The following is a 26,390-nucleotide window of genomic DNA, read 5'->3' on the forward strand; positions in this document are numbered from 1 at the left end:
GTTTTTGATAATCACTCTCAACAAAATGATTGATAACATCGATTAAGATTTAGGAGGAATCCTAAACGCGTTAAGGCCAAAAATCCAGTTATTTTTATTGAGTAAAACGATTAACGGTATTAATCAATAGGAGCCAGTAACGTAAGAAACCATTAACTTCGGAACAAATATTTAATTAAACAGAGAGCTAATAAATTTGAGTTAATTTAAAAACAGGTCCATTTAAAACTAAAGAGATCGCTAAAGACCCTTATGTTTACTGGCTTCCTGCATTAACTCTTAACTGGAGTATGGGAATAATCCTGGCAAGTCGCAAAGTGACATAGTTAAAAATGTGTGGTAATTCGCATTTAAGAAAGCCCGATGGGAAAACATGTGATCAATGTTTCATTTACAAAAAAATCATAAAAATTTTGATTCTCATTTGGCGCTAAAGCCTGGAAACAAAAAAGGCTGCACCTGGCAGCCTTAAGTTTAAGTGAAGCGCGTAAACTCTATTTAAACGGCAGTTTGATATCTTTAAACATCGCCTCAATATCCTCGTTTGAGCGTAAGGCTACCGCTGTGTCCACCACGTCGCGCGTCAAATGTGGCGCAAAACGTTGTATAAAATCATACATATAACTACGCAGGAAGGTACTTCGGCGGAAGCCAATTTTTGTGGTGCTGTTGGTAAAGATGTCAGCGGCTTCAATACGAATAAGGTCAGGATCGGCCACCGGGTCTACCGCCATGCTGGCAATAACCCCTACGCCCAGGCCCAGGCGAACATAAGTTTTGATGACGTCTGCGTCAGTGGCGGTGAAAACAATGCGTGGCGTTAATCCTGCGCGATTAAAGGCCGTATCCAGTTCAGAACGCCCGGTAAAGCCGAAGGTGTAAGTGACCAGAGGATACTCAGCCAGCTCCTCAATGGTCACCTGGCCTTTCCCCGCCAGCGGATGGTCAGCGGTGACGACAATCGCCCGGTTCCAGTGGTAGCAAGGCAGCATGATTAAGTCGTCATAGAGATGCAGTGCCTCGGTGGCAATCGCAAAATCCGCATTGCCCTTGGAGACCGCTTCGGCAATCTGAGTCGGGGAACCCTGATGCATGTGGAGTGAGACACGCGGATAACGCTCAATAAAGCCTTTGATCACGCCAGGCAGCGCATAGCGAGCCTGAGTGTGCGTGGTCGCCACATAGAGCGAGCCTTTATCCGGCCAGGTATGCTCACCCGCCACCGATTTGATCGCATCCACTTTTGAGAGCACTTCACGCGCTATACGAATGATCTCTTCACCTGCCGGCGTGACCTGGGTGAGATGTTTCCCGCTGCGGGCAAAGATTTGCACGCCCAGTTCATCTTCCAGCATGCGAACCTGTTTGCTGATGCCAGGCTGAGAGGTGTAGAGGCCTTCCGCTGTCGAAGAGACATTGAGATTATGGTTTACCACTTCGACGATATAGCGCAACTGCTGTAATTTCATATCTGTTCCATCCGGTAAGTTACAGAGTCGCATCCCCGGTTGACGTATAGTCGCTAGGGTAGAAAATGCTATGCATCAGGAAAGGTCGGAAATGCTATAACAACTATATCAGTTTACGTTAAAGAGTAGAACGGATTGATATAAGGCTCAGAAAAAGGCCAGCGAGCGCTGGCCTGAGTGGATTACTTCTTCGCGACCTGCCATTTACCGTCTATATAGAAGGCGGACCAGCCTGTTGCTTTGCCCTCTTTTTCAGAGGAAACATACTGCTGTTTGGTTTTACGGCTAAAGCGCACCATCGCTTTGTTACCTTCCGGATCGGCTGCTGGCGCGTCGGCCAGATATTTCAGCTTTTCAGGCAGACGATCTTTAAAGCGCTGAAGCTCTTCCACCAGCGGCGCACGCGTTTCGCGTGATTTCGGGAAGGTGTTGGCTGCAAGGAAAACGCCCGCTGCGCCGTCTCGCAACACGAAGTAAGCATCGGACTTCTCACACGCCAGCTCTGGCAGTGGAACCGGATCTTCTTTCGGTGGAGCAACCTCACCACTACGCAAAATCTTACGGGTGTTTTTGCACTCTTCATTGGTACACGCCATGTACTTCCCAAAGCGTCCCATCTTCAGGTGCATCTCAGAACCACACTTCTCACACTCCACTATCGGGCCGTCATAGCCTTTGATGCGGAACTCACCCTTCTCGATTTCGTAACCATCACACTCCGGGTTATTACCACAGACATGCAGTTTACGTTCGTTATCGATCAGATAGCTGTCCATGGCTGTGCCACACTTCTGGCAGCGGCGACGGGCACGCAGTGCGTTGGTTTCAGCATCATCCCCTTCCAGAATATTGAGAACTTCATTTTCCGGAATCAGGTTGATGGTCTGTTTGCAGCGTTCTTTAGGCGGCAGCGCGTAGCCAGAACAGCCCAGGAAGACGCCGGTACTGGCGGTGCGAATTCCCATCTGACGGCTACAGGTCGGACACTCGATTGAGGTCAGCACCATCTGGTTTGGCTGCATGCCACCCTCTTCAGGATCTTTCTCAGCCAGTTCAAGCTGCTGAGTAAAGTCGCTGAAGAAGTGGTCGAGCACCGCTTTCCATTGCGCCTCGTTATTGGCAACCTGGTCAAGGTTGCTCTCCATGCGGGCGGTGAAATCGTAATTCATCAGTTCGCGGAAGTTCTCTTCCAGACGATCGGTAACGATTTCACCCATTTTTTCCGCATAGAAACGGCGATTTTCCACCCTCACATAGCCACGATCCTGAATGGTCGAGGTAATGGCTGCGTAGGTTGATGGACGGCCAATTCCGCGTTTCTCAAGCTCGCGCACCAGGGATGCTTCGCTGAAGCGCGCCGGTGGCTTAGTGAAGTGTTGACCCGGCTGCAGTGCTTTAAGGTCCAGAACATCCCCCACACTGACCGCAGGCAACGTACGATCTTCATCATTCTTGCGCAGCGCTGGCATCACTTTGGTCCAGCCGTCGAAACGCAGAATACGCCCTTTTGCTTTGAGTCTGAACTCACCCGCGGCGGCGGTGATGGTGCTGGAATCATATTTTGCCGGTGTCATCTGACAGGCAACAAACTGACGCCAGATAAGCTGATAGAGTTTCTGTGCATCCGCTTCCATATCTTTCAGCTGTTCCGCCACCACGTCCACATCAGAAGGACGAATCGCTTCATGCGCTTCCTGGGAGTTTTCTTTGCTGGCGTAAGTCACAGGATTGTCAGGCAGATATTTTTTACCGAAATTGCTTTCGATATAACCCCGTGCCATGGCGACCGCATCCTGACTCAGGTTGGTTGAATCGGTACGCATGTAGGTAATGTGACCCGCTTCGTACAGGCGCTGGGCCATCATCATGGTTTTCTTAACACCAAAGCCAAGACGGGTACTGGCAGCCTGCTGCAGCGTTGAGGTGATATAGGGCGCGCCCGGCTTACTGCTGGTCGGCTTATCTTCACGATCGACGATCTCATAACGCGCTTTTTCGAGCAGCGCGACGGCGGCGTAGGTTTCATCGCGATTGACCGGACGGAAGGCTTTATCGCCTTTGTGCGTCACATCCATCGACAGCTCATCACCTTTCGGCGTGCTTAGCGCGGCATTAACTTCCCAGTACTCTTCAGGCACAAAGGCTTTAATTTCTCGCTCACGCTCCACGACCAGACGCACGGCAACGGATTGAACACGTCCGGCAGAAAGACCACGGGCGATCTTTTTCCACAGCAGTGGTGAGACCATATAACCCACCACGCGGTCCATGAAACGACGCGCCTGTTGAGCATTAACCCTGTCAATATTCAGTTCGCCCGGCTTTTCAAACGCCTGACGAATCGCATTCTTCGTAATTTCGTTAAATACCACGCGGCTAAAGCGTGAGTCATCACCCCCGATCACTTCCCGCAGGTGCCAGGCAATGGCTTCCCCTTCGCGGTCAAGGTCGGTTGCGAGATAGATGTGGTCAGCATTGGCGGCTAATGCCTTCAGTTCCGCAACCACTTTCTCTTTGCCGGGCAGAATCTGATAATCCGCTTCCCAGCCGTGATAGGGGTCAACACCCATGCGGCTGACGAGTGCGGCTTTCTCATCTTTTTTTACTTTTTTGACTTTCTTGTCAGTCGCAGCGTCTTTGGCTTTCTTTTCAGTCGAGGCGTCAGCACTCTTCTTTGCGGTTGAACCACTGGTCGGCAGATCCCGGATATGACCGACGCTGGATTTAACCACGTAGTCATTGCCCAGATATTTATTGATTGTTTTAGCCTTTGCCGGGGACTCAACAATAACGAGTGCTTTACCCATATTTACCTTTACCTAATGAAAACATCCTGCTTAACGGGAGAGGATTGGATGCCCAAAAACCCATCGGGTTCAATATTGCTGCGCCTGTTTAACATTTCAAGGCGGAGGGGTCAATCTCAGAACAGATGATGCGGTGTAATGCAACTGCATGATAAGGCATACTTTTTCCATCTGAACTCTTCACACATCCCGGTGCAAAATCCCTGAAATCGGAATCGCCCACACTCTACCTGATAAAATCTGTTACGCAACCTAATTAGCACTCAGCCTGAACTTACGCCAGATTTCATCGTTCAGACCGATTTGTCATACCGTCTGGCACGCCAGTAATATAGAAAGGATTTGGGTGCTGTCAAAAAGGAACGAATAAATGGAGAGAACGACACAGGCTATTTCCCGCCAGGCGTTGCTGGAAAAGGCCAATACGCTAATCAAAGAGCATGACGATTATTTAGCAGGCATGCAGGCGGACGAGGTGACTCAGCAGGCCGATGTACTGGTCTTTCGCGGACCGTTTTTTCTTGACGCGGACGGACTGCCGACCGCGAAAACCACCGCAGTGTTTAACGTCTTTAAACACCTTGCAGTGGTGCTGTCGCCGCGCTATCACCTGGAATAAAACACCCGCACCTGAAATAAAAAAAACCCGGCACAGGCCGGGTTTTGCATCAGAGCAATGGCTTTTCACCACGCTGCCAGAGTTTCAGCAACAGCCGCTCGGCCACCGAACCGGCACTCTGGGTAAAGCGGTCCATCATTTTACGGCGACGGGCATAATGCACGCCAAGAACGTTGAACTGATCCATCTGACGAATGATCAAATCATCGCTGGTGCCAATTTCGTCAATCAGCCCCAGATTCAGCGCCTGACGGCCATACCAGTGTTCACCGGTTGCAACCTTATCGATATCGAGTGACGGGCGCATCTGGTGAACGAACTGTTTAAATAACAGGTGTGTTTCGTCAAGATCTTCCTGGAACTTCTCACGCCCTTCTTCGGTGTTTTCACCGAAGAGCGTCAGCGTACGCTTATATTGTCCGGCGGTATGCAGCTCAACATCGATATCGTTACGTTTCAGCAGGCGGTTGAAGTTAGGAATTTGCGCAACCACACCAATTGAGCCAATGATTGAGAACGGTGCTGCCACGATGCGGTCAGCTACGCAGGCCATCATGTATCCGCCGGAGGCCGCCACTTTATCCACGGCTGCCGTAATACGCAGTCCCTGATCGCGCAGACGCTGCAGCTGCGAGGCCGCCAGGCCATAGCCATGTACCACGCCGCCCGGACTTTCAAGACGCAACAGCACTTCATCGCCGGGCTGTTTTACGGCCAGTACTGCTGATATCTCTTCACGCAGTGAGGTCACCTCACCGGCATCCATGCTGCCTTTAAAATCGAGCACATAAAGGGTGGGTTTGACGCTGTCAGTCTGCCCCTGCTTCGCCGCCTGTTTTTCCGCTTTCGCTTTCAGCTTTTCGCTTTTTTTATGGTTTTTCAGCCAGACTTTTTGCGCCTGGGGTTTCATTTTTGCCAGCTGCAAATCCTCTTTCATCTGCTGATAGTCATCACCCAGATGCGTCAGGCGAAGCTGACCATTTTGTGCCCGCTTGCGCAGCGCAGCATTCATAATAATCATGACGATCGCGGCGACGGCAACCACCAGTGTCACCGCTTTCGCTAAAAACAGTCCATACGTTGAAATAAAATCCATCAGGTCGCCTTAGTTACAGAGAATCAAAAACAGTTCGCCAGTTTAGCCGTTTTGCCCTGCTCCGTCGCCTGAAATGCCAGCAGCCGGCACAGAATGCGCAGGTTGGCGATTGCGCCCATTCGTAAATTCAGGCATAAAGCGGAATCATGCTGTTTTCGCTGGAGGATCCCGCTGTGCACTATCAACCGAAAAGCGACCTGCTCAATCACCGTATTATCCTGGTCACGGGTGCTTCCGATGGTATTGGCCGGGAGGCGGCGCTGACTTACGCCCGTTATGGCGCTGAAGTGATCCTGATGGGCCGTAACGCTGATAAGCTTCAGCAGGTCGCACAGGCTATCAATCAACTTAATCAATGCCCTGCTCACACTGTGGTGTTCGATCTGGCCGATGCGACGCCGGAACGTTGCCATCAGATTGGAGAGCAACTGGCTCAGCAGTTTCCGCGTCTTGACGGCGTGCTGCACAACGCCGGTATCCTGGGTGAGATTGTGCCGCTGGCGGAACTGGACCCACAGATCTGGCAGGAGGTGATGAATATCAATCTGGATGCGACCTTCTTCCTGACCCAGGCACTGTTACCGCTGCTGTTAAAATCGGATGCCGGTTCACTGGTCTTTACCACCTCCAGCGTTGGCCGTACGGGTCGCGCGGGCTGGGGCGCTTATGCCGTCTCTAAATTTGCTACCGAAGGGATGATGCAGGTACTGGCTGATGAATATAAGACGCACTCGCTGCGGGTAAACTGTATCAACCCGGGCGGCACGCGCACCAAAATGCGCGCCAGTGCTTTCCCGCAGGAAGATGCTAATAAGCTGAAAACCCCTGCCGATCTGATGCCGCTCTACCTTTATCTGATGGGTGATGACAGCCGACGCAAAACCGGTATCAGCTTTGATGCACAGCCGGGCAGAAAACCGGGAGCCGCGGAATAATGGCTGACGATCGTCATCAACAACGTCAGCAACGTTTAAAAGAGCAGGTCGATGCGCGCATTGCAGCGGCCACCGAGGTTCGTGGCATCCTGATGGTGTTCACCGGCAATGGCAAAGGCAAAACCACGGCAGCCTTTGGCACAGCACTTCGCGCCACCGGACATGGCAAGCGAGCAGCAGCGATCCAGTTTATTAAAGGTGACTGGCCGAATGGCGAGCGAAACCTGCTGGAACAGCACGGTGTGGAGTTTCAGGTGATGGCAACCGGGTTTACGTGGGACACGCAGAACCGCGAAACGGATACCGCCGCCTGTCTGGCTGTGTGGCAGCATGCAAAGCGGATGCTGGCCGATGAGCAGATCGATCTGGTGGTGCTCGATGAAATCACCTATATGGTCAGCATGGATTATCTGCCGCTGGACGATCTGATCACCACCCTGCAACAGCGCCCGGCACATCAGAGCGTGATTATTACCGGACGAGGCTGTCATCGCAGCCTGACGGAGATGGCAGATACGGTAACGGAGATGCGGCCAGTGAAACACGCATTTGATGCCGGTATACAGGCTCAGCAGGGAATTGACTGGTAACAGAAAAAGAAAACGCAGCCACGGGGCTGCGTTTTTAGCATTCAGGCAACGCTATTAACCGGAGTTACGTTTGCTGCCCGGATTGCGGCGTGGCGCACGAGGTGTGCTGCTCACTTTAGTGTGCCGTTTCACGGCACGACGAATCTGGTTCGCCTTGGTACGACGACGATCTTTTTCGACCACCAGCTTAGTGACGGTTTCATCATCCAGCTCAACCAGGTTACGCAGGTAGTTTACCGCTGGCAGATCCAGTTCAGTCCAGCCACCACGTGGCAGGCCTTTTGGTAAGGTGATATCGCCATAGCGGACACGCATCAGACGACTGACCTGCACGCCGACCGCTTCCCACAAACGACGTACTTCACGATTACGTCCTTCGGTGAGGGTGACGTTATACCACTGGTTGATCCCTTCCCCGCCGCCAAACTTAAGCGTTTTAAACGCAGCCGGGCCATCTTCCAGCTGAACACCTTTACTCAGCTGACGAATTTTATCATCGTCGACCTGGCCAAAGACGCGCACTGCATATTCACGTTCCACTTCACGGCTCGGATGCATCAGGCGGTTCGCCAGTTCACCGTCGGTGGTGAAGAGCATCAGACCACAGGTGTTCACATCCAGACGGCCAACGGCAATCCAGCGTGAACCACGCAGACGAGGCAGGCGGTCAAACACCGTTGGGCGGCCTTCAGGATCGCTGCGGGTACAGAGTTCGCCTTCCGGTTTGTAGTAAGCCAGCACACGGCATACTTCGGTTGCGGATTCAGCAATCGATACCAGATGGCCATCAATACGGATTTTCAGGGATTTGCTGCTTTCGACGCGGTCGCCCAGTGTGGCGATCTTGCCGTCAACGCTGACACGGCCAGCAGCTATCATTGATTCGATTTCACGACGCGAGCCATGACCGGCACGCGCTAAGACTTTCTGTAACTTTTCGCTCATTGAGCTTCCTCTTTGTCGCCTTCCCAGGCGTCATGATTGGGTGATAATCCTTACTAAATCAACAGGTTAACTTAGTAAGTTTGCCCCATTATACAGGCATTTAACGCTGATGTAACGTGCTTTATGAGCAGAGCAATGGCTTAATAATAGTTTGGTTTCTGATTGTTTTATATCTGATAATCTTTAATTTACATTTAAATAACATCACCCTTTATCATAAGAAAATATGTTTAATAAAACGCAGACATCAAAAACTTTATAGCTGAGCGTAATTAAATTTCTTAAGCATTCATTTCCAGGCAAAACAATGTTCTGATGATAAAAACCTTAACACTACCTTAAGCTTCTTTTGCTGGGCTCGTGCTTTTGATGCTCTGCAAAAAGCGCCAGTGCTAGTGTAAAAAACTGCCTGTTTGATTTTATCCATGACAAGCGATCGGTCGATATAAAAAAGGCAGTTGATTCCTTAGGGAGATTTATTTAAAACCTTATTTTCCGTAATATTTGTTTTTTATTAACTTTAATAAATTGTACGATACTATTAAGATGGTACACTTAATCTCAGCAGTACAATAAAAAAGCATAAAAACGCGATAAAGCGTTTTTGCAACATCAGCGTGTGGTTATGCCATACGTTAATAAAAATAGCGTTTTTTAATTAATCCAATAAACCGGCGCATCCGGAGTTGTTGCGTTAATACGGTTCAGTGATGAACCTTGCTTGCATGTCACAAATCTTCACCAGGGATTTTCCGACATGCCTGAATAAAGAAAACCATTATGAGAAACCTGTTTCTGTGCCCGGTGCTTGCTGCACTGGTCCTGAGCGGTTGCTCTGTGGGCCATACTGAGTACAGTCGCACGGCGATGCAGCACGTAGATATGAGCGTGACGGGCATTCCGACGATCCTCGGTCTCGGCACACTGGGCACCAGCATACCTCTGACGCCTGAATATAGCCTCACCGCTGCGCACGTTGCTAAAACTGCCGTACAGCGCGTGAAGTCATATCACCCTTATTGCGACCTTGCGATTATTTATCACAAGAATGATGCTAACACGCTGGCTAAATTCCGCAGCGGTGACATCGGCGATCCCGTTAAAATGTATGGCTACAGCTTTATTTCCGCGATGCCCGTTGAATCGACAGGGGTTAATTTAGCCCGCACGGCTATCAGGAATAACTGGAATAAAAGCCCGTGTATCGCCATGGCGTCTAACGCAGGCGTGGTTCAGGGAATGTCGGGCGGCGGCGTTTACAACCGTGATGATACGCTAAGCGGCGTTATTGTTGGCTATTCTGATTCGATTAAGAATGGTCGTAATAACAAAGTGATCCTGAAAGATGTGTCACTTTATATTCCTTACGGCCAGTTTAAGAGCTGGCTAGAGTCGAATCTGGCTCAGACACCGACCCGCGGTGTCTGAAGCCCGACTTAATTACAGGAACGGGCGGGTATCGCCCACCCCTTCACGCACAATTTCCGGTGCATCGGTGGTCAGATCGACCACCGTGGTCGGCTGCTGTCCCAGCGTGCCGCCGTCAATGATCAGATCGACCAGCTTACCAATGCTGTGCTGAATCTCTTCCGGATCGGACTCGGTGAAATCGTTGCCCGGCAGGATTAATGAGGTCGACATCATCGGCTGATTCAGGGCTTCCAGCAGCGCCAGTGCGACTGGATTGGAAGGCACGCGCAGACCAATGGTCTTACGCTTCTCATTCATCAGGCGACGCGGCACTTCTTTGGTCGCCTTAAGAATAAAGGTGTAGTTACCCGGCGTGTTGTTTTTCAGCAGACGAAAGGCGGAGTTGCCCACCTGCGAATAAACCGACAGTTCTGAGAGGTCCCGGCACATCAGGGTGAAGTTGTGGTGCCCATCGAGCTGACGGATACGGCAAATGCGCTCCATCGCGCCCTTCTCTTCCAGCCGACAGCCCAGCGCATAGCCGGAATCGGTCGGATAGACGATGACGCTGCCTTTGTTCAGATAGTCGACCGCCTGATTAATCAGGCGCGGCTGTGGGTTATCCGGATGAATGTGAAACAATTGACTCATAAAAACCTCGTGTCACCTTTCCGTGATTGCCAGGCTGGGAGCGAGATCCGGGAAGCGTTCCCAGACCGGCTCAACCGCCGCGGGCAGCCAGAGTTTGCGGCCCAACTCAATCCACGGGCAGGGTTGATGAAAATCAGAACCTTGTGATGCGGCCAGTTCATTATCTCTGGCGTATTGCGCCAGTGTCGTGCGCTCATTAGGTGGCTGCTGGCACTGTGCGACTTCCATCGCATCGCCGCCCGCTTCGCGGAAATGGGCGACCAGTCGTTTAAGCCACTTTGCTGATAAACCGTAACGGCCAGGATGCGCCAGCACGGTACAACCACCAGAATGATGAATCGCATCAATAGCTTGTTTAATTGTACACCATTGTGGCGGCACGTAGCCGGTTTTGCCACGCGCCAGATAATTTTTGAATACCTGCACCATGTTTTCAGCTTTGCCCTGCTCAATCAGAAAGCGGGCAAAGTGACCACGGGTAATGATGCCGCCATCTGCCAGTCGCATCGCTCCCGCCAGCGCATCCGGAATACGCGCCCTGGCCAGTCGTTCACCGATCTCTTCGGCCCGTATCCGACGGCACGCATGTTGTCCGGCCAGAAAGGTCACCATCGCCGGATGGTGGATATCAATGTTCAGGCCCACGATGTGAATCTCATGGTTCTCCCAGAGTGTGGAGATCTCTGCACCTGCCAGCACCTTTATCGGTAAATCCTGGTCGAGTGCCGTTTGCTGCGCTTCTTCTACACCTGCAACGCTGTCGTGATCGGTGATCGCCAGTACGCCGACGCGCATCTCTACAGCTCGCTGCACCAGCGCAGCTGGCGTCAGAAAGCCATCGGAGGCACGCGTGTGACTGTGTAAATCGTAAACCGGGAAAAGGGCGATATCGCTCAAAAGAACTCCTGCTAATACTAAACCGGCCAGCATGATAACGATTTTAATGCTCAGTGAAAAAGGCTATTGACTTTTCCGCGCTGAACCCGTTAACTAGTACACAAGTTCACACGTAACGGGTATTGAATCATGGCTGTTGTAATCACGCATTTAAACGGTTGGCGCGATGTTCCCGAATACGGGCGACTGGGTCGTGCACACTTTGCGTAAACGCTGTGCTAATACCTGAGCCCGCCACCGAGCGGGCTTTTTTTTGAGCGAAATTCAGAGAAATCATCATGCCAAATGCGAAACCTACAGTGAAGTTGATTACCGGCAACGCGCCCTACCGCGAAGATCCGGCCGCAGTGTTTCATCAGCTGTGCGGCGCACGTCCGGCAACCCTGCTGCTCGAATCTGCTGACATCGACAGCAAGCGCAATTTGAAAAGCCTGCTGATTGTCGACAGCGCGCTGCGTATCAGCGCCATGGGTAATACGGTTACCGTTCAGGCGCTGTCAGAAAATGGCCGCGCCGTGCTGCCACTGCTGGATGAGGCGCTGCCCGCCTCCGTCAGCAATCAGGTCCGTCCCGATGGACGCGAGCTGACTTTCCCGCAGAGCACCGATCATCAGCAGGATGAAGATTCCCGCCTTAAGGCCCTGTCGGTGTTTGATGCACTGCGTCTTATTCCACAGCTGGTTAACTCCTCTGCCGACGAACGTGAAGCCGTTCTGCTGGGAGGCTTGTTTGCTTACGACCTGGTCGCAGGGTTTGAAACCCTGCCGGAGCTGGATAATCAGCAACGCTGCCCCGACTACTGTTTTTACCTGGCAGAGACCTTACTGGTGATTGATCACCAGACCCGCAGCGCGCGTCTGCAGGCCAGCCTGTTCTGCCCGTCCACCAGCGAATTCCAGCGCCTGCAACGTCGCATTGAGCAGCTCCATGGTCAGATGCTGCAGCCTGCTCCGGCCCTGCCGGTTCAGACGGTAGAGCAGATGTCGCTGACGACCAGCCAGAGTGATGAAGAGTACTGCGACGTGGTTCGCACCATGCAGCAGGCGATTCGCATCGGCGAGATTTTCCAGGTCGTGCCGTCGCGCCGCTTCTCGCTGCCGTGCCCGTCACCGCTGGCCGCCTACGACACGCTGAAAAACAGCAACCCAAGCCCGTACATGTTTTTCATGCAGGATCAGGATTTCTCCCTGTTTGGCGCGTCGCCTGAAAGCTCGCTGAAGTATGACGCCACCTCGCGTCAGATTGAGATCTACCCGATTGCCGGTACCCGTCCACGTGGCCGCCATGCAGATGGTTCACTGGACCGCGATCTCGACAGCCGCATTGAACTGGAGATGCGCACCGACCATAAAGAGCTGGCTGAACATCTGATGCTGGTGGATCTGGCGCGTAACGATCTGGCGCGTATCTGCGTGCCCGGCAGCCGTTATGTCGCTGATCTGACCAAAGTCGACCGCTATTCTTTTGTGATGCATCTGGTTTCCCGCGTCGTGGGCACGCTGCGCGCCGACCTCGACGTCCTGCACGCCTATCGCGCCTGTATGAACATGGGCACGCTAAGTGGTGCACCGAAGGTTCGTGCCATGCAGCTGATTGCCGGTGCTGAACGCACGCGTCGCGGCAGCTATGGCGGCGCGGTGGGTTACTTCACTGCCCAGGGCGATCTCGATACCTGTATCGTTATTCGTTCGGCCTATGTCGAAGACGGCGTTGCCACTGTGCAGGCGGGCGCCGGTGTGGTGCTGGACTCGAATCCGCAGGCTGAAGCGGATGAAAGCCGCAATAAAGCCCGCGCCGTACTGCGCGCTATTGCAACTGCCCATCACTGCAAGGAGATCTTCTGATGGCCGATATTCTGCTGCTCGATAACATCGACTCATTTACCTATAACCTGGTTGATCAGCTGCGGACCTTTGGTCACAACGTGGTGATTTATCGCAACAATCTTCCCGCTGAACTGTTAATTGAACAGCTGCAGCGGATGGAAAACCCGGTGCTGATGCTCTCCCCCGGCCCCGGCGCACCAAAAGATGCTGGCTGTATGCCGGAGCTGCTGCGGGTGCTGCGCGGCCGTCTGCCAATTATCGGCATCTGTCTGGGACATCAGGCAATTGTCGAAGCCTATGGCGGCCATGTGGGCCAGGCAGGCGAGATCCTGCACGGCAAAGCCTCTTCCATCGTGCATGACGGCGAAGCCATGTTTAACGGCCTGAGTAATCCACTGCCGGTGGCGCGCTATCACTCGCTGGTGGGCAGCAACACGCCGGATGAGCTGACGGTCAACGCCAGTTACAACGGGATGGTCATGGCTGTTCGCCATGAAGCCGATCGCGTCTGCGGTTTCCAGTTCCATCCAGAATCGATTTTGACTTCTCAGGGCGCGCGTCTGCTTGAACAGACGCTGGCCTGGGCGCTGGCGAAGTAACAGGGAGAATAACGATGCAACAGACACTGGAAAAACTTTACCAGGCGCAGACGCTGAATCAGGCTGAAAGTCATGCGCTGTTCAGCGCCATTATTACCGGACAGCTGGAGCCCACGCAGCTTGCTGCCGCGCTGGTTGCCATGAAAGTACGCGGTGAAACGCCGGAAGAGATCGCCGGAGCCGCCACGGCGTTGCTGGAAGATGCCAAACCGTTTCCCCGCCCGGATTACGCGTTTGCCGATATCGTGGGCACCGGTGGAGATGGCAGTAACAGCATTAATATCTCGACAGCCAGCGCCTTTGTGGCCGCGACCTGCGGTCTGAAAGTCGCGAAGCACGGCAACCGCAGCGTCTCCAGTAAATCGGGTTCGTCGGATCTGCTGGCCGCTTTTGGTATTAATCTTGATATGCCCGCTGACCGTGCGCGCCAGGCGCTGGACGATCTGAACGTCTGCTTCCTGTTTGCGCCCCAGTACCACACCGGCTTTCGCCACGCGATGCCGGTCCGTCAGCAGCTGAAGACCCGTACGCTATTTAATGTGTTAGGTCCGCTGATCAACCCGGCGCGCCCTCCACTGGCAGTAATCGGTGTTTATAGCCCGGACCTGGTGATGCCGATTGCCCAGACGCTGAAAGTGCTGGGTTATCAGCGCGCCGCAGTGGTTCACGGTGGCGGCATGGATGAAGTGGCGCTGCACGATGTGACACACGTGGCTGAACTCCGTGAAGGGGAAATCACCCGCTATCAGCTTTCGCCAGAAGACTTTGGTTTTGGCTTCCATCCCAAAGAAGCGCTGGCGGGCGGCACGCCGGAAGAAAATCGTGACATTCTGACGGCTTTACTCCAGGGTAATGGCCAGCAGGCCCATGAGGAGGCGGTCGCCGTCAACGTGGCGATGTTGCTTAAAGTATTTGGTCAGGAAGATCTGCGTGAAAACGCACAGCAGGCGCTTAACGCCATCCGCAGCGGACAGGCTTATGAGCGTGTAGTCGCACTGGCAGCAAGAGGATAATCATGAAAGGCACCGTGTTAGAAAAAATTGTTCAGGACAAAGCGATTTGGGTTGAAGCCCGCCAGCAGCAGCAGCCTCTTTCCACCTTTCAGAACAGCATTGAACCTGCCAGCCGTCATTTCTACGACGCGCTGCAGGGCGCAAGAACCGCGTTTATCCTGGAGTGTAAAAAAGCGTCACCCTCAAAAGGCGTGATTCGCGAGGATTTCGATCCGGCCGCCATTGCCGGGGTTTACCGCCATTACGCTTCCGCGGTGTCCGTGCTGACTGATGAGAAATATTTTCAGGGCGACTTCGCCTTTCTGCCGATTGTCAGCGCTGCCATCACCCAGCCTGTGCTGTGCAAAGATTTTATCATCGACCCTTATCAGATCTATCTTGCCCGCTACTACCAGGCGGATGCGATCCTGCTGATGCTGTCGGTACTTGACGATGAGCAGTATCGTCAACTGGCCGCCGTGGCGCACAGCCTGAAGATGGGCATTCTGACGGAAGTGAGTAATGAAGAGGAGCTTGAGCGGGCTATCGCGCTGCAGGCTAAAGTCGTGGGAATTAATAACCGCGATCTGCGTGACCTCTCTATTGATCTCAACCGTACCCGCCAACTGGCGCCACGCCTGTCGCACGGCGTGACGGTCATCAGTGAATCGGGTATTAACAGCTACGCTGATATTCGCGAGCTGAGCCACTTTGCGAATGGCTTCCTGATTGGCTCAGCCCTGATGGAAGAAGCTGACCTGACGGGCGCGGTGCGTCGCGTCACGCTGGGCAGCAATAAAGTGTGCGGCTTAACCCGTGACGAAGATGCACGTGCTGCGTATGAAGCTGGCGCGATCTACGGTGGTCTGATTTTCGCTGAAGGTTCACCGCGCCAGATCGACACCGCCACTGCACATACCGTGATTGCTGCCGCGCCGCTGCGCTATGTCGGCGTATTCCGCAACAACTCAGTTAGTGACATTGTCACGCATGCCACCGAACTTTCACTGTCCGCAGTGCAGTTACATGGCAATGAGACACCGGAATTTGTGGCCGAACTGCGTGCGGTGCTGCCCGCAGAGATTCAGATCTGGAAGGCGCTGCGCATTGAAGGCACGTTACCGGCGCGCGACTGGCCCCATGTTGACCGCTATGTCTTTGATAATGGCGATGGCGGCACCGGACAGCGTTTCGACTGGTCGCTGTTGCAGGGTCAGACGCTGAACGATGTGCTGCTGGCCGGTGGCCTGAGCGCAGATAACTGTGTTGAAGCCGCGCAGCTGGGCTGTGCCGGACTGGACTTCAACTCTGGCGTGGAAAGTGCGCCTGGCATCAAAGATGCCCGTAAAATTGCCGCTGTGTTTCAGACACTGCGTGCCTACTGATTTGCCTGGCCTGCTCCACAGCGGGCCCGAGAAAGGAAGATAAAAATGACGTTACTGAATCCCTATTTTGGCGAGTTTGGCGGAATGTATGTTCCGCAGATCCTGATGCCCGCTCTTCAGCAGCTGGAACAGGCGTTTGTCGACGCCCAGAAAGATCCTGAGTTTCAGGCCGAATTTACCGACCTGCTAAAGAACTATGCGGGTCGTCCTACTGCCCTGACGCTGTGCAAAAACCTGACAAAAGGCACGAAAACCCGCCTCTACCTGAAGCGTGAAGATCTGCTGCATGGTGGCGCGCACAAAACCAACCAGGTGCTGGGTCAGGCGCTGTTAGCCAAACGCATGGGCAAAAACGAAATCATTGCCGAAACCGGGGCCGGTCAGCACGGTGTGGCTTCCGCGCTAGCCTGTGCGCTGCTGGGCATGAAATGCCGCATCTATATGGGTGCGAAAGATGTCGAGCGTCAGTCACCTAACGTGTTCCGTATGCGTCTGATGGGCGCAGAAGTAATCCCGGTTCACAGCGGCTCCGCCACGCTCAAAGATGCCTGTAACGAAGCGCTGCGCGACTGGTCTGGCAGCTACGAGACCTCTCACTACATGCTCGGCACCGCGGCGGGTCCGCATCCCTTCCCGACCATTGTGCGTGAGTTCCAGCGCATGATCGGCGAAGAGACTAAAAAGCAGATTCTGGAAAGAGAGGGCCGTCTGCCAGACGCCATCCTCGCCTGTGTGGGTGGCGGCTCCAACGCTATCGGGATGTTTGCCGACTTTATCGACGAACCCGGCGTGAAGCTGATTGGCGTTGAGCCTGCCGGCCACGGCATTGAGACCGGCGAGCATGGCGCACCGCTTAAGCACGGCCGCGTCGGTATCTACTTCGGAATGAAATCACCGATGATGCAAACGCATGATGGCCAGATTGAAGAGTCTTACTCGATTTCTGCCGGTCTCGACTTCCCTTCAGTTGGTCCGCAGCATGCGCACCTGAACAGCATCGGTCGTGCAGAATATGTCTCCATTACCGATAACGAAGCAATGGACGCGTTTAAACAGCTGTGTCGTGCGGAAGGTATCATTCCGGCGCTGGAATCCTCTCACGCCCTGGCGCACGCTATGAAGATGATTCACGCCGAACCGGAAAAAGAGCAGTTGATTGTCGTTAACCTCTCTGGCCGTGGCGACAAAGATATTTTCACCGTTCATGATATTTTGATAGCGCAGGGAGAAATCTGATGGAACGTTACAATCAACTTTTTACCCGTCTGTCAGCGAACAACGAAGGGGCTTTCGTTCCTTTTGTGACGCTGGGCGACCCTTCTCCCGAGCTTTCACTGCGCGTGATTGACGCCCTCGTTGAAGGTGGCGCGGATGCGCTGGAGCTGGGCATTCCCTTCTCCGATCCGCTGGCGGATGGGCCGACCATTCAGAACGCAACATTGCGCGCCTTTGCGGCGGGCACCACCACCAGCCAGTGTTTTGAAATGCTGGCGACTATCCGCCGGAAATACCCGGATTTGCCGATTGGATTACTCATGTACGCCAATCTGGTCTTCACTAACGGCGTGGATGCGTTTTATGCCCGTTGTGCCGAAGCGGGTGTCGATTCGGTTCTGGTGGCGGATGTCCCGGTTGAAGAGTCAGCGCCTTTCCGCCAGGCGGCTCTGCGTCACGGCGTTGCCCCTATCTTTATTTGTCCGCCTAACGCCAGCGATGACCTGCTGCGCGAGATTGCGTCGCACGGCCGGGGTTATACCTACCTGCTGTCACGCGCCGGTGTCACGGGGGCCGAAAATCGCGCCAGCCTGCCGCTGAAGCATCTGATCGACAAGCTGCGCGAATACCACGCGGCACCACCGCTGCAGGGCTTTGGGATTTCAGAGCCTGAACAGGTGAAAGAAGCGATTGCTTCCGGCGCCGCAGGTGCGATCTCCGGTTCTGCGATTGTCAAAATCATTGAAAAGCATCATGCAGAACCTGAAGTGATGCTGAGCGAACTGAAAAATTTCGTCAGCCGCCTCAAAGCCGCCAGCCGTTAATCCTGCCAGCATGCCTTATCCCACGATAAGGCATGATTTGTTTCCTTTTTTTCATCTCGCTATTTGCCCTTTTTGCAAAATCTGCACCACAATGACAATGCGCCGTTACGGTAACGTCGCATCCATTTTGTGACAGGGAGAGAAGGCAATGAAATTCGTTAAACTGCTGACAGGTGCTGTACTGGCGGGCGTGGTTGCGCTGACACTGAGCGCCTGTGCGCCAACCGCAACCAAAGAGGGAACCGGTGGCTATATTGATGACACCGTGGTGACCACGAAAGTTAAAGGTGAGCTGCTGAAAGATGAGTCGCTGAAATCAACTGAAATCAACGTAGAAACCTTTAAAGGTAAAGTTCAGCTGAGCGGCTTTGTTTCATCACCACAGATGGCTAATCGTGCCGTACAGGTCACGCGCAGCGTGCCGGGCGTGAAGTCAGTCGTCAACAACATGCAGATCAAATAACGTCTTAACCGACACAAAAAGGCCGCTGATTCAGCGGCCTTTTTCTCATCAGAAACGGTAACCCGCTCCGAAGAAGAAGACCCAGGGATCGATACGCATATTGATGTTCTGCTGTTCGCCACCCGCTTTAAACTTCACTTCCGTGTCAATATCCATGTACCACAACGACGCGTTCAGCATCCAGTCACGGTTAATCTGATAATCCAGACCAACCTGACCTGCCATACCCCAGGAATCTTTTACGCTGAGATCGGTCAGTCCCGCATCGCGGCCCGTCTGATTGAAATCGGCATCGTAGAAGGTGGTGTAGTTGATACCTACGCCGATATAAGGACGCACTTTACTTTTGCTGTCAAAAAAGTAGTACTGCGCCATCAGCGTGGGTGGTAACTGGCGCACGGTAGCCAGCGTGCCGGTCGGACCAAGACCCACTTTATGGCGGAATGGCGTGGCCGCCAGTAGCTCGACGCCAATGTTATCCGTTGCCATATAGGTAAAGGTCAGACCCAGTTGCGTGTCGTTGGAAGCGCTGAAAGACCCCATCCCCAACACATTATCGGAACCTTCGGTAGGACGGACGGTGGCACTGCCGGCCCGCATAAAGAAGTCGCCCGCTTCGTGTGCCATTGCCAGCTGGGGAAGAGCCAGCGCCAGCAGCATCGCGCATTTTGCCAGTTTCATCATCACTCCTTTGCTTAATGTGAATGTAGCGACCGTCATCGCTTTTTAGCTGGCAATTATTTAACGTGATTCAGAGAAAATTGCACTCTGTAACATTCAGATAAAGTGTTTAAAAAACAATGGATTGATTTAGATCAATTTCAACTGCGGCGGCCACAGCCAAATTCCCCTTGCTGAATAATTTTGCCCGCTCTATGTTGCTTATCTTCATTGTTGATTTTGGTTCGATGCCCTGGGAGGGGCGGATGATCAAATGAGTGAGCTTTCCAACCCTTGTGTCAGCTGTGGCGCCTGCTGCGCCCATTTCCGTGTCTCATTTTACTGGGCTGAAGCCGATGATGCGGGCGGCCTGGTGCCGACCGAATTAACCGAACCGCTTAACCTGTTCATGCGTAATATGCGTGGCACTAACCGTGCAGCACCCCGCTGCGTTGCTTTACAGGGCGAAATTGGCGGCTGTGTCTCTTGCGGCATCTATGAACAGCGTCCTGCGCCCTGTCGGGAGTTCACTTTGTCCGGTGAAGGAGGTATTCATAATGAAGCCTGCGATCGGGCCCGCGCCCGTTATGGTCTTCCTGCCCTTTTTTCGCCATCTTTACCTGTTATGACAGAAAGTTATGCCCTGCCGGGTGCCCCGGAGCTGCCAGAACATGTACAATCGCCGGGTTAATTAACCCGGTTCCTTCAAGGAGTGTACATGTCTATCACGGCAAGCTCGTTATACCGTGACACAGGAAATTTTGCGCGGCATCAACTCTCTACAGTGTTGTTGATGTCGCTGCTGGCCGCTTTTGTCACTGTCATGCTGGTGCATGTGCTGACACCCGGTGCCGATCAGATGGCCATCCTGCAACAGGGCGATGACAGTGCCAGTTCGTTGTTTGAGATGGTGCAGAATATGTCACCGGAACAGCAGCAGGTGCTGCTGCGTGCCTCGGCGGCCAGCACCTTTGCGGCGCTGATGGGGAATACGCTGCTGCTTGGCGGCATGCTCTATCTGATCCCGATGGTCTCCTCAGGCCAGCGTGTCAGTGCGCTGCGGGCGATTGGTGCGTCAGCGCCGCTGTTGCCAAAGCTGCTGCTCCTGACCTTCCTGATGACGCTGGTGGCGCAACTGGGCTTTATGGTGCTGGTGGTGCCAGGCATTCTGCTGACGATTCTGCTGTCGCTGGCGCCCGTGATGGTCGCCAGTGAGAAGATGGGTGTCTTTGCCGCGATGCGCGCCAGTATGCGGATGGCCTGGAAGAATGTGAAGCTGATTGCCCCCGCAATACTGCTCTGGCTGCTGGCCAAAGTGATCGTGATGCTGTTTTTCTCTTCGCTGACGGTACTCCCGCTGAATGTTTCCTCGGTGATTTTCACTGCAGCAGGCAATGTGGTTTCAGCAATGTTGATTATCTACCTCTATCGGCTCTATATGCTGTTACGTTGATTGACGGTGTGCCTTCGGGCGCATTTGAAGCCAACTCTGAATGGAAAAACTATGAAGCAGCTACTCGACTTTCTCCCCCTGGTGGTCTTTTTCATCTTTTATAAGCTTTATGACATTTTTGTCGCCTCGGGCGCCCTGATTGTGGCAACCGGTCTGGCCCTGGTGGTCAGCTGGGTGCTTTATCGCAAGCTGGAAAAGATGACGATTTTCACCTTTGTGCTGGTGGCCGTTTTTGGCACCCTGACGCTGGTGTTCCACAACGATGAGTTCATTAAGTGGAAAGTCACGGTGATCTACAGCCTGTTTGCCGCCGCCCTGCTCTACAGTCATTGGTTTATGGAGCAGACGCTGATTCAGCGCATGCTGGGTAAAGAGCTGCAACTGCCTGATGCGGTCTGGCGCAGGCTCAATGTCGCCTGGGCGCTGTTCTTCCTGATCTGCGGCCTGGTCAACATCTATGTTGCCTTTTGGTTATCTCAGGCGTTTTGGGTTAACTTTAAAGTGTTCGGTCTCTCGGGTCTGACCTTACTGTTTACCCTGCTTAGCGGGCTTTACATCTGGCGACAGATGCCGCAGCAGGAACAAAAATAATCATCTGCCCGGCTCGCCGGGCATTTTTTTAGCATTTACCTGCATAAAAAGTGGAAGCAATGGGCGAAAAACATAAATTACCGCAAGGCGAAATGGTGCTGCGAACGCTCGCCATGCCGGCAGACACCAACGCCAACGGCGATATTTTTGGTGGCTGGCTGATGTCACAGATGGATATGGGCGGCGCTATCCTGGCAAAAGAGATCGCTGAAGGACGTGTGGTTACCGTGCGCGTTGACGGTATGTCATTCATGAAGCCTGTCGCGGTGGGCGATGTGGTGAGTTGCCATGCGAGCTGTCTCCGTACCGGTAACAGTTCCATGACGATTAACGTGGAAGTGTGGATCAAAAAAGTGTCATCTGAGCCGATTGGTCAAACCTACTGTGCAACGGAAGCGGTATTTATCTATGTGGCAGTCGACAATGAGGGGAATTCACGTCCTCTGCCAGCCGGCCGCGCCAATCAGCAGCCTGCAGGATAACTGACGGGTCAGGCAATCTGAGCCTGACCCGGCGCCTTACTCAATACTGGCACCGCCATTGATTTTGAAAACGATATTCATCGTCAGCCCCTGTCCTGGCTTCTCTTTCTCGTAGCGCCAGTTTTTCATCGCCTGTTTGACGGTCCGCTCAAACATATTGCTCGGCTGTGCAGAGAGGATCTGGATATTATCCACCCGTCCGTCGCTGTCCACATCGAATTTTACCCGAACGCGCCCTTCTATCCGCAGTGCCAGAGCACGCGGCGGATAACCTGGCTTGGTAACGGCCAGGGCTTTGGGACCGGTTGAGGCCGATGCCGTGGGTGACGGCGTGGCTTTTGGCGCTGCAGCAGGTTTGTTCTGGGTCGCCGGAACATCCTGCTTAAAGGGGTCTGCCTGCGGTTTGGTCTCCCGACGCGGCTTCACCTCGCGTTTGGGCTGCTCCCGCTTGTGCTCCGGTTTGGGTTTAGGTTTGGGCTTTGGTTCAGGTTTGGGGATCGGCACCGGCTCTGCTTTCGGTGGCTCCGGTACAGGCTGCGGTTCGGGTTCTGGCTGGGGTTCTGGCTGCGGCGCAGGCGGCTGCACGATGGCCGGTGCAGGCTCGGGCTGGACCTCCGGCGCGACCATCGTCACGCTGATAGGCTGCGACGCCTTAGGCACCTCACTCACCTGCTGGAATGACATATACAGAATTCCGGCAATCACAGCGCCATGCAAAGCTACAGACAACAATATGGAGACAGGCGTGCGTTTAGGTAATGGCATAGTCAGCGTGGTCATAACAGTCGCGGCGATTGAATGAAGCAGCGATTTTAAATGCAAATAGCAATCAGTTTCAATAACTCCCGCCATCCTCTCTGAAGAAAAGCGCTTTTTAGCCCTTTATGCTGAGCGATTCACCCTCTACAGGTTTCGTTTGCACTCTAATCGTCAATCCCTTAACGTGTTGCAAAATTCGGATAATCAGGAGTTCCTTAGTGCTTTACGTCATTTATGCAGAAGATACTGCAGAGTCACTGGAAAAACGTAACGCCGTTCGCCCCGCCCATCTGGCGCGGCTTAAACTGCTGCAGGAAGAGGGACGCCTGATCATTGCAGGGCCGATGCCTGCAGTTGACAGTAACGATCCGGGCGTGGCGGGCTTTACCGGCTCAACGGTGATTGCTGAGTTTCCATCATTAGAAGCCGCACAATCCTGGGCGCAGGATGACCCTTATTTTGCCGCAGGCGTCTACAAACAGGTCTCGGTTAAACCATTCAAACGCGTCTTCTGATAGAGAACATGCAGTCAAAATGGCTTCTGTGCCTGGCACAGAAGCCATTTTTGTTTTTATCATTGAAGGAGGAAAGATGCAGATGATCATTATGGGACTGCTGGCAATTATCACGCTGCTGATTGGCGGTGCAGTTTATCTCTGGCGCACCCAGGGGTGGCGTAATAAAAAACAGTGGATTGTCATGCTGATTGTGCTGGCGGCCGCCCTGCAACTGGTCAACGTTACGCTGATGATGACGGCGCAGCGTCTTCCGGGATAATGTTGACTTAGCAATGCATCTGGTTCACAGAATAATTGATTAACGCTTTAACCTTAACTGTGTTGCGAGATAATCATAAGGCAACCCAATTTAATACCGTGGCGTTTATGCAGGACCACAATTAATAAAGGCGTTGCCCCTGACTGACTGAATTCGATCGCGTAGTGAGATTCGCCTGCACTCTGCTTTACACATCTCTTGCTGACACAATATCGGCGCGCGATTAACTCCGGTCCAGGATCAGGCCAATTAATGCATGGTAGTGCTGCTCTTCTTCCGGGTTGTCGACATGTTGTAAACGGCTGATAAGTTTTGAGCAGATAGCTTTACGATTCAGGCTACGGCCAGAACTGATAATTTCTGTCACAACAGATCCAAGAATGGCCTGCTGGGAAGGCTGCGCAGCACTGTGCAAATAAGCTGAGATATCAGATACTGAAGCGGGAATACGAACGTTAGTCTGCATGGTTGACCCTCATAGGATTCATTAAAAGTTACTAACCGATGCGGTAAAGCTATACAACCAGGCCTTAATTGTACAGGTATTTAGGTTAAAAAATCGCTGATTTGTACATTTAAAAAAATAAAATCACAAATTTCAGTAGCTTGACTAAATGTAAAGTTGTACAGGTTTCCTGTCATTCATCACCTCCTGTTCTGGTATCCTGACCGCTACGCGCTGTTGTTCGGCTAATTATGATCTGAACATCATTTTTTTAGCTTTAAAGAGGAATTATTCAGAAGGGCTGTCTACATTTATTACTGATTAATTACACCTCTGACCTCGAAGGGATGCGCAGTATCGTCGCGGGCTCATTATGAATAAAACCTACACTCGCCAGACTATTACGCTGTTTGATCCGCTGTTATCACGGATTCAGGCTATTGCCGATCCAAAAATTGAAGTTCTGAGTGGTTATCCGGCCAACTGCTCAGCGTGGCTGACCGTTTATTATCAGCGTAAGTCTGATAAATGGTCTTTTGAATGGTATGACCGTGTGGGTTATCGCAGACCCACATCGCTGGGCAGCGTAGTGGATTGTCTGATGCGTGAAGTCACCGATCGGGGAGCGTCACGACAGGAACATTCCATGGCGCGACGAGTGATGGATGAATTAGGGTTTCTGGAAGCCTGATTATATTATCTGCGTAATAAACAGAATCGAGCGACGCTGCTGCTGGGCCAGTTGATGGCGGATGCAGTGGATGCGTTTATAGCGTCGCGACTGCCCTTCCAGCCAGCGTGAACGACGGCGATGCACCTGACGTAACATTCTCCAGCGCGCCACTTCATTTCTGCTTCGTTTCATCACTTCCTCACTGACGTCATCTATGCCGGGGCATTATAGAGATCTTTGCGGCAATGCCAAATCGGATCCTTCATCGATGATGTCCTGGATTAAGGGTTTCGTTAACCGGCTTCTGCACGTAAACTTGCCGGACGAAAGCGCGAACGGGACGTCCACTTTATGACCACTTTTTACACCCTGATCAGCTGGTTACTGGTATTTGGTTACTGGCTGCTCATCGCCGGGGTGACGCTGCGCGTATTAATGAAAAGACGTGCGGTAACATCCGCCATGGCATGGCTTCTGGTTATCTATATTCTGCCACTGGTAGGCATAATCGCTTATCTTTCGTTTGGCGAACTGCATCTGGGTAAACGTCGTGCGGAGCGTGCGCGCACCATGTGGCCGTCTACCGCCCGCTGGCTCAGTGACCTGAAACAGTGCCGTGAAATTTTTGCCACTGAACACAGTGACGTTGCTCGCTCGCTCTTCGAGCTTTGTTACCATCGCCAGGGCATTGCCGGGGTCAAGGGAAACCAGCTTCAGCTGCTTACCAGCTCTGACGATGTTATGCAGGCGCTGATTCGTGATATTCAACTGGCACGCCACAACATAGAGATGGTTTTTTATATCTGGCATCCCGGTGGGCTGGCAGATGAAGTCGCAGAATCGCTGATGGCGGCCTCGCGCCGTGGCGTTCACTGCCGACTGCTGCTCGACTCAGCGGGCAGCGTCGACTTTTTCCGCAGTCCCTGGGTGGGCATGATGCGCAATGCCGGGATCGATGTCGTAGAGGCGTTGCAGGTTAGCCTGCTGCGCGTCTTCCTGCGACGAATGGATCTCCGCCAGCATCGAAAAATCGTTCTGATTGATAATTACATCGCCTATACCGGCAGCATGAACCTGGTCGATCCGCGCTTCTTTAAACAAAGCGCGGGCGTAGGCCAGTGGATTGACCTGATGGCGCGTATGGAAGGTCCGGTAGCGACCGCGATGGGCATTGTCTTCAGCTGCGACTGGGAGATTGAGACCGGTAAGCGCATTCTGCCGCCGCCGCCCGATCGCAACATCATGCCGTTTGAACAGGAGAGCGGCCACACGGTGCAGGTCATCGCCTCCGGTCCTGGCTTCCCGGAAGATATGATTCATCAGGCGCTGCTGACCGCGGTCTATTCAGCGCGTGAGCAGCTGATCATGACGACTCCCTACTTAGTGCCGAGCGACGACCTGCTGCATGCTATCTGTACGGCCGCACAGCGTGGCGTTAATGTCAGCGTGATTGTGCCGCGTCACAACGACTCGCTGCTGGTCGGCTGGGCCAGCCGCTCCTTCTTCAGCGAGATGCTGGAAGCGGGCGTGAAAATCTATCAGTTTGAAGATGGTCTGCTGCACACTAAAAGCGTGCTGGTCGATGGACAGCTGAGCCTGGTGGGCACCGTGAACCTGGATATGCGCAGTTTATGGCTCAATTTTGAAGTGACGCTGGTGGTCGATGATGCCGGTTTTGGCAGCGATCTCGCCTGTGTGCAGGATGATTATATCGCCCGTTCCCGCCTGCTGGATGGCAAGCGCTGGGCAAAACGTGCGTGGTGGCAGCGCATCGTCGAACGACTGTTTTACTTCTTCAGCCCTTTACTGTAAAACGAGCCAGATTGT

27 protein-coding genes, 1 pseudogene and 1 other annotated feature are annotated in these 26,390 nt (G+C 53.1%); of the genes and pseudogenes, 18 read left to right on the plus strand and 10 right to left on the minus strand.

All coding sequences use genetic code 11. The features are described 5' to 3' along the window. Nucleotides 1-494: 494 nt before the first annotated feature. Together cysB and topA are read right to left on the minus strand one after the other, a co-directional pair. The gene (cysB, locus tag AC6I77_RS09775; protein ID WP_003853865.1) at nt 495-1,469 is read right to left on the minus strand and encodes an HTH-type transcriptional regulator CysB; all 975 of its coding nucleotides are present in this window, start codon (nt 1,467-1,469) and stop codon (nt 495-497) included. A 182-nt stretch (nt 1,470-1,651) separates the two neighbouring features. After that, complete coding sequence (gene topA / locus AC6I77_RS09780; RefSeq protein ID WP_003853868.1) at nt 1,652-4,276, minus strand: type I DNA topoisomerase; 2,625 nt, start codon at nt 4,274-4,276, stop codon at nt 1,652-1,654. A 370-nt stretch (nt 4,277-4,646) separates the two neighbouring features. Here topA and AC6I77_RS09785 point away from each other — a divergent pair, with 370 nt between their 5' ends. Then, nucleotides 4,647-4,895, plus strand: coding sequence for a YciN family protein (locus AC6I77_RS09785; RefSeq protein WP_003853871.1), 249 nt, complete (start codon nt 4,647-4,649; stop codon nt 4,893-4,895). A 49-nt stretch (nt 4,896-4,944) separates the two neighbouring features. Here the strand turns inward: AC6I77_RS09785 and sohB are convergent, their stop codons facing one another. Further along, complete coding sequence (gene sohB / locus AC6I77_RS09790; RefSeq protein WP_003853872.1) at nt 4,945-5,991, minus strand: protease SohB; 1,047 nt, start codon at nt 5,989-5,991, stop codon at nt 4,945-4,947. 173 nt (nt 5,992-6,164) lie between these two features. Between sohB and AC6I77_RS09795 the strand changes: the two genes are divergently transcribed. Together AC6I77_RS09795 and cobO are read left to right on the plus strand one after the other, a co-directional pair. Then, on the plus strand, nt 6,165-6,926 hold the full coding sequence (locus tag AC6I77_RS09795) for a YciK family oxidoreductase (RefSeq protein WP_003853876.1): 762 nt from the start codon (nt 6,165-6,167) through the stop codon (nt 6,924-6,926). Beyond that, on the plus strand, nt 6,926-7,516 hold the full coding sequence (gene cobO, locus AC6I77_RS09800; protein ID WP_003853878.1) for a cob(I)yrinic acid a,c-diamide adenosyltransferase: 591 nt from the start codon (nt 6,926-6,928) through the stop codon (nt 7,514-7,516). Before AC6I77_RS09795 ends, cobO begins: the two co-directional genes overlap by 1 nt. A gap of 54 nt (nt 7,517-7,570) precedes the next feature. Here cobO and rluB read toward each other — a convergent pair whose 3' ends face one another. Continuing rightward, nucleotides 7,571-8,461: a 23S rRNA pseudouridine(2605) synthase RluB gene (rluB, locus tag AC6I77_RS09805; RefSeq protein WP_003853880.1), complete on the minus strand. Its 891-nt coding sequence runs from the start codon at nt 8,459-8,461 to the stop codon at nt 7,571-7,573. Nucleotides 8,462-9,241: 780 nt separating this feature from the next. Here rluB and AC6I77_RS09810 point away from each other — a divergent pair. Beyond that, nucleotides 9,242-9,889 (plus strand): hypothetical protein, encoded by a 648-nt coding sequence (locus AC6I77_RS09810; RefSeq protein ID WP_008925283.1) that lies wholly within the window; start codon nt 9,242-9,244, stop codon nt 9,887-9,889. 12 nt (nt 9,890-9,901) lie between these two features. On the opposite strand, the gene AC6I77_RS09815 is transcribed toward AC6I77_RS09810, so the two are convergent. Then, nucleotides 9,902-10,522 (minus strand): L-threonylcarbamoyladenylate synthase, encoded by a 621-nt coding sequence (locus AC6I77_RS09815; protein ID WP_003853883.1) that lies wholly within the window; start codon nt 10,520-10,522, stop codon nt 9,902-9,904. A 12-nt stretch (nt 10,523-10,534) separates the two neighbouring features. Continuing rightward, nucleotides 10,535-11,419 carry an RNase RNM gene (gene rnm / locus AC6I77_RS09820; protein WP_110411366.1) on the minus strand — a complete coding sequence of 295 codons (885 nt, stop codon included), beginning with the start codon at nt 11,417-11,419 and terminating at the stop codon, nt 10,535-10,537. Between the two features lie 153 nt (nt 11,420-11,572). Then, nucleotides 11,573-11,674, plus strand: a sequence feature (Trp leader region). Between the two features lie 23 nt (nt 11,675-11,697). Here rnm and AC6I77_RS09825 point away from each other — a divergent pair. The 6 genes and pseudogenes from AC6I77_RS09825 to AC6I77_RS09850 all read left to right on the plus strand — a co-directional run bounded on the left by AC6I77_RS09825 (nt 11,698) and on the right by AC6I77_RS09850 (nt 18,723). Continuing rightward, the gene (locus AC6I77_RS09825; RefSeq protein WP_003853887.1) at nt 11,698-13,263 is read left to right on the plus strand and encodes an anthranilate synthase component 1; all 1,566 of its coding nucleotides are present in this window, start codon (nt 11,698-11,700) and stop codon (nt 13,261-13,263) included. Beyond that, nucleotides 13,263-14,857, plus strand: a pseudogene (gene trpD, locus AC6I77_RS09830) (bifunctional anthranilate synthase glutamate amidotransferase component TrpG/anthranilate phosphoribosyltransferase TrpD). The gene AC6I77_RS09825 and the pseudogene trpD overlap by 1 nt, the downstream one beginning before the upstream one ends. A 2-nt stretch (nt 14,858-14,859) precedes the next feature. Beyond that, on the plus strand, nt 14,860-16,221 hold the full coding sequence (gene trpCF / locus AC6I77_RS09835; RefSeq protein ID WP_008925286.1) for a bifunctional indole-3-glycerol-phosphate synthase TrpC/phosphoribosylanthranilate isomerase TrpF: 1,362 nt from the start codon (nt 14,860-14,862) through the stop codon (nt 16,219-16,221). A 45-nt stretch (nt 16,222-16,266) separates the two neighbouring features. Further along, nucleotides 16,267-17,457: a tryptophan synthase subunit beta gene (trpB, locus tag AC6I77_RS09840; RefSeq protein WP_497816851.1), complete on the plus strand. Its 1,191-nt coding sequence runs from the start codon at nt 16,267-16,269 to the stop codon at nt 17,455-17,457. Next, nucleotides 17,457-18,260, plus strand: coding sequence for a tryptophan synthase subunit alpha (gene trpA / locus AC6I77_RS09845; RefSeq protein ID WP_110411364.1), 804 nt, complete (start codon nt 17,457-17,459; stop codon nt 18,258-18,260). The genes trpB and trpA overlap by 1 nt, the downstream gene beginning before the upstream one ends. A 148-nt stretch (nt 18,261-18,408) precedes the next feature. Continuing rightward, complete coding sequence (locus tag AC6I77_RS09850) at nt 18,409-18,723, plus strand: BON domain-containing protein (RefSeq protein ID WP_003853895.1); 315 nt, start codon at nt 18,409-18,411, stop codon at nt 18,721-18,723. 48 nt (nt 18,724-18,771) lie between these two features. Here AC6I77_RS09850 and ompW read toward each other — a convergent pair whose 3' ends face one another. Beyond that, entirely contained in the window at nt 18,772-19,407 is a 636-nt protein-coding gene (gene ompW / locus AC6I77_RS09855; RefSeq protein WP_181162201.1) for an outer membrane protein OmpW, read from the minus strand. A 250-nt stretch (nt 19,408-19,657) separates the two neighbouring features. Between ompW and AC6I77_RS09860 the strand changes: the two genes are divergently transcribed. The 4 genes from AC6I77_RS09860 to yciA are packed head-to-tail and all read left to right on the plus strand — an operon-like array spanning nt 19,658 to nt 21,909. Next, a complete protein-coding gene (locus AC6I77_RS09860; protein ID WP_003853899.1) occupies nt 19,658-20,074 on the plus strand; it encodes a YkgJ family cysteine cluster protein in 417 nt (138 codons plus the stop codon). 27 nt (nt 20,075-20,101) lie between these two features. Then, nucleotides 20,102-20,836 (plus strand): YciC family protein, encoded by a 735-nt coding sequence (locus AC6I77_RS09865; RefSeq protein WP_003853901.1) that lies wholly within the window; start codon nt 20,102-20,104, stop codon nt 20,834-20,836. A gap of 51 nt (nt 20,837-20,887) precedes the next feature. Beyond that, complete coding sequence (locus AC6I77_RS09870) at nt 20,888-21,427, plus strand: septation protein A (protein WP_110411363.1); 540 nt, start codon at nt 20,888-20,890, stop codon at nt 21,425-21,427. 59 nt (nt 21,428-21,486) lie between these two features. Then, entirely contained in the window at nt 21,487-21,909 is a 423-nt protein-coding gene (gene yciA / locus AC6I77_RS09875; protein ID WP_003853906.1) for an acyl-CoA thioester hydrolase YciA, read from the plus strand. A 36-nt stretch (nt 21,910-21,945) separates the two neighbouring features. Here the strand turns inward: yciA and tonB are convergent, their stop codons facing one another. Next, nucleotides 21,946-22,689, minus strand: a complete 744-nt coding sequence (gene tonB, locus AC6I77_RS09880) for a TonB system transport protein TonB (RefSeq protein WP_497816852.1) — start codon at nt 22,687-22,689, stop codon at nt 21,946-21,948. 197 nt (nt 22,690-22,886) lie between these two features. On the opposite strand from tonB, the gene AC6I77_RS09885 reads away from it, so the two are divergent. Both AC6I77_RS09885 and AC6I77_RS09890 read left to right on the plus strand, forming a co-directional pair. Beyond that, nucleotides 22,887-23,183 carry a YciI family protein gene (locus AC6I77_RS09885; protein WP_003853909.1) on the plus strand — a complete coding sequence of 99 codons (297 nt, stop codon included), beginning with the start codon at nt 22,887-22,889 and terminating at the stop codon, nt 23,181-23,183. Between the two features lie 76 nt (nt 23,184-23,259). Then, a complete protein-coding gene (locus tag AC6I77_RS09890) occupies nt 23,260-23,445 on the plus strand; it encodes a hypothetical protein (RefSeq protein ID WP_039660486.1) in 186 nt (61 codons plus the stop codon). Nucleotides 23,446-23,668: 223 nt separating this feature from the next. On the opposite strand, the gene ycgZ is transcribed toward AC6I77_RS09890, so the two are convergent. Further along, a complete protein-coding gene (ycgZ, locus tag AC6I77_RS09895; protein WP_003853913.1) occupies nt 23,669-23,911 on the minus strand; it encodes a regulatory protein YcgZ in 243 nt (80 codons plus the stop codon). A 352-nt stretch (nt 23,912-24,263) separates the two neighbouring features. On the opposite strand from ycgZ, the gene AC6I77_RS09900 reads away from it, so the two are divergent. Then, the gene (locus AC6I77_RS09900; protein ID WP_003853915.1) at nt 24,264-24,581 is read left to right on the plus strand and encodes a hypothetical protein; all 318 of its coding nucleotides are present in this window, start codon (nt 24,264-24,266) and stop codon (nt 24,579-24,581) included. Here AC6I77_RS09900 and AC6I77_RS09905 read toward each other — a convergent pair whose 3' ends face one another. Then, nucleotides 24,582-24,755, minus strand: a complete 174-nt coding sequence (locus AC6I77_RS09905; RefSeq protein ID WP_003853917.1) for a YciY family protein — start codon at nt 24,753-24,755, stop codon at nt 24,582-24,584. A 159-nt stretch (nt 24,756-24,914) separates the two neighbouring features. Here AC6I77_RS09905 and cls point away from each other — a divergent pair, with 159 nt between their 5' ends. Next, complete coding sequence (gene cls, locus AC6I77_RS09910) at nt 24,915-26,375, plus strand: cardiolipin synthase (protein WP_003853919.1); 1,461 nt, start codon at nt 24,915-24,917, stop codon at nt 26,373-26,375. Nucleotides 26,376-26,390: the final 15 nt, after the last annotated feature.

Source organism: Pantoea sp. X-Soil-ISGK-259 (genome assembly GCF_059730705.1).